This window comes from Candidatus Infernicultor aquiphilus (assembly GCF_002784285.1).
Taxonomy (GTDB): domain Bacteria; phylum Atribacterota; class Phoenicimicrobiia; order Phoenicimicrobiales; family Phoenicimicrobiaceae; genus Infernicultor; species Infernicultor aquiphilus.
Window position 1 is genome coordinate 1 of sequence record NZ_PFKO01000261.1, and the last position, 3,495, is coordinate 3,495.

4 protein-coding genes are annotated in these 3,495 nt (G+C 29.2%); all 4 read right to left on the reverse strand.

Annotated elements, in window-relative coordinates:
• Window positions 1-231 precede the first annotated feature (231 nt).
• Window positions 232-1,104, reverse strand: a complete 873-nt coding sequence (locus COZ07_RS07055; RefSeq protein WP_406607865.1) for a nucleotidyl transferase AbiEii/AbiGii toxin family protein — start codon at window positions 1,102-1,104, stop codon at window positions 232-234.
• A complete protein-coding gene (locus tag COZ07_RS07060) occupies window positions 1,101-1,712 on the reverse strand; it encodes a type IV toxin-antitoxin system AbiEi family antitoxin domain-containing protein (protein WP_406607866.1) in 612 nt (203 codons plus the stop codon). Before COZ07_RS07060 ends, COZ07_RS07055 begins: the two co-directional genes overlap by 4 nt.
• A gap of 452 nt (window positions 1,713-2,164) precedes the next feature.
• The gene (locus tag COZ07_RS07065; RefSeq protein ID WP_406607867.1) at window positions 2,165-2,839 is read right to left on the reverse strand and encodes a hypothetical protein; all 675 of its coding nucleotides are present in this window, start codon (window positions 2,837-2,839) and stop codon (window positions 2,165-2,167) included.
• Between the two features lie 247 nt (window positions 2,840-3,086).
• Window positions 3,087-3,495: M48 family metallopeptidase (locus tag COZ07_RS07070; protein ID WP_406607868.1), on the reverse strand; the 409-nt coding region annotated here is incomplete at its 5' end.

Genomic DNA, 3,495 nt, shown 5'->3' on the forward strand with positions numbered 1-3,495 from the left:
GCAGATCTTCATAAAAAGATGGAAGCCTATTCTTGGAAAATAAGGACACATCCCATTTATTCTATGGTTTAGCTTTCCATTTTACGAGATCTTCCTTTAGGACATCTATATATAGCATTGTCTAAAGTTTCAACCACCCTTTTAAGAATTCCTTAGATCCTATAAGTTTTCCGCTAAAAGTTACCGAATTATTGACTTGGCACACCTGTCCCTATTTTCTTCTATTTCCTCTCAAAATCTATTTTCTTTTTTAATATTATTATATATAGGTAACAGAGATTTTTTTATAGCATCCATTACATATTCAAATTCAATATTCTGATGACCTATCTTTTTTAGAAATAATTTCCATTGATTTATTCTATTATCATCTTCAATAAATTCTTTCTTAAAAACCTGATCAAATTTCAGAATATCTGTTCCTCTTCTTATAAAAGTTTCTACTATGGCCTTCTGCAAAATATCTCTATTAAAGTTTTTTTCAGATAACAAAATAAAAACATCGTAAAAATCTTTCATCCTGCTGTTCAACTCTCCCAAAGAAACAATAGCTTCAAATTTTTCTGCTACAACAGATTCAAAAGAATACATCTTTATTTTAGGATAATCCATGTCCAGAAGTACAGGATAATCAGCTGTAATAACTTCCGGTACAACAATATCGTTGAAACCTATATCTACCCAAAGCATCTCTTTAGCTTTTCCTAAATATCCGGTTAATTTTACCCTTATTCCTCCATGCTCCGCTTCCTTCTTTATTTCTTCAACAAAAACAGAATTAGAATTAAATACAATACCATCATTGTATTCAACCCTACATATCTTTTTAAATACCTCTTTTATATTCTCCATATTATTTGATATTTGATAAGCCAGGAAATCTATATCTCTGGTCGGCCTACCCGTAAATCCAGACATTGAAAATAATAACAATCCACCTTTTAATATAAAATTATCTTTATACTCAGAGACACTTAAACGATATAATAATCTCTCTTGCATGTATAACTGCAGGATCAGATTAAAAGTTTTTCTGTGCTCTTTAGCAATATTTTTCAGCCTTGCTTTAATTGAAGCATCTATATTTCTTACTTCATCTCTCACATAAGTACCTCCATATATTGCTGAACAACGTCTTTAACCTTTGCTTTAGCAGCATAATTCATTAGTTTAGAAATGTTTTTATCTCTTCTTTTAACATATTCCTTGATGCTTTCTACAATAATATCTTTGCTGATTTTATTTCTGTACCTAAGGCAATCGCATATAGTTTTTTCAATATTATATATCTTAATAATATTTCCATTTATATCTATTTTTTCTACTCCATCCGTATAACCTTTATCAGAAAAATAATAAAGTTTTATGGGTGGATAATCAGGTAGTTTTATATTATAATTTCTCCTGACTGCTATGGTATATTCCCCCGGTGTATAAGTGGTAAGCTCATAGTAAGCCAGGGCTGATACAAGGCAAATAACTCCATGGGGAATAATTTTGGATACATTAATCAGTTCTTCTTCAACATCAAATTTTGCATCCTTCCATTTATAAAGACCTTGTTTTATTCTTTCAATAACACCCTCATTAATTAAATCTCTCAAGTATCTTCTGTTTATACCTTTAGAACTTATATCTTTTGTTCTAATATAACCATTGTTAATATAAAAAACTTCTTTAATTTTTTCTTTAATTTTATTCTTCAATTTCATTACCTTACTTTCACAAACCTACGGCATTATACTTTATTGCCGTAGGTTTTGTATATTTCTTTCCTTATTATACTTCTCTTCTCTCTTTTTGCAAGTACATATCTAATATTTTAATTAAAATAGGGATACATCCTATTTTTTCTATGGTTTAGCTTTTCCTTTTACAAGGTCTTCCTTTAGGACGTCTATCTATAATAATATCTAAAGCCTCGACTATATGATTAAGAAACTCCTCAGACCCTATAGATATTCAACTAAAAGTTACCGAATTATTGACTTGGCACACCTTCCCTATCTATCTATCTAATTTAAAAGTAAAATATTAATTGTCTAAGAAAATGGGCGTCTATCCCTATTTATAAAGTAAAATATTAATTGTTTGAGAAAAAGGGATGTATCTCTATTTTGATTATTTTAATTAATTTTAATTAATTAGTCCTTCTATATGATATTTAATACTCCCATAAAACTTGAATTTCGTATTTAGCTACGTCAGGGTTATTATAGGCTATAATACTATAAGTTCCTTCTTGATTAGGGCTTAAATGTATAGGGTCAGAATAAGACGTTTCCAGAGAAACTAAGTTATCATATTTGTTTTTCAAGAAAATTTTAACTTTTACCCACTTCGTAGTAACCTTGCCATTATTTTTTAAAACTCCCTCGAAATAATGATAGTTTCCAGACTCGCTTATATAGTCAGTAGAATCTATAATCTTAACTTCCGTCGCCTTTCGTAACTTTTCAATTCGTTCTAGTTCTTTAATTTGTTCCTCTGTCTTTTTAATTTGCTCTTCAATTTTTTTTAAAGCCTTTCCCTCTTCCTGCTTTTTGGCCAATTCCTCTTCCCTTTTCTCCTTTTCAATCCTTTCTTTTTCAATGTTTTCCTCGTATTCCGGACTCCTTGCTCTCTCAAATAATAATTCAATAGTATAGCCTAGCTCTGCATATTCGGTCCCCAATGTGCCGCTATTGTTGATACAGACAATATTACCCTCTGTATCTTTAATGACATAAATTTTGGCATAAACAGGATTAATATATATTAAAGAAAGAAATAATATTAAGATGATAATGATTATATAAAATTTTAGACTCTCCTTATAATTTTTTATAGAACACTTCATTATCTTAAATCCTCCATTTTGATATTTAAACCTCTCAGGGACACCCCTCTTCTAAAACTTTGCTACCCACTTTTGTATTTTCAGGAATATCCACTAATTCAAATTTAACTTTCTTGACAACGCCCTCGCCATCATAGTCATTAAGAGTATATTGCTTATAATTCTTTAATTCTTAGGGTTAAATCTTTATTCTTGACAGTTAATTAAATTATTCGTCAAGAGTAAAGACCCCATTTTCTCATTTTTCTTATAATCTTTTTTTATTTGCTTTTTCTAATCTTTTCTTAAATTTATCAAGCATCTGTGACCTATCGCCTCGTTCTTTATAAATAACATTATCGAATACCCAAACAGCTTTTTTCAATACTCGGATTTCATCATCTAATAATCCTTTTTTACTATAAATTATAGCTAGTCTTGTATATGGATGACTACCATCAAATTCTTCTTCAATATTCTTTTCATATAATTTCATAGCCTTATCTATTTTGCCTTCCTTTTCTAATTCAATTCCTTTTAAATTACGATTAACCCAATTATTTTCTATTTTACCTAATTCTTTTCTATATTTTTCAATTAACTTAAAATTGCTATCTGGATTTTCTAATAATTTGCCATATTCCAGATTGAGCCTTTTATATTTTTCCCCTTCTGTT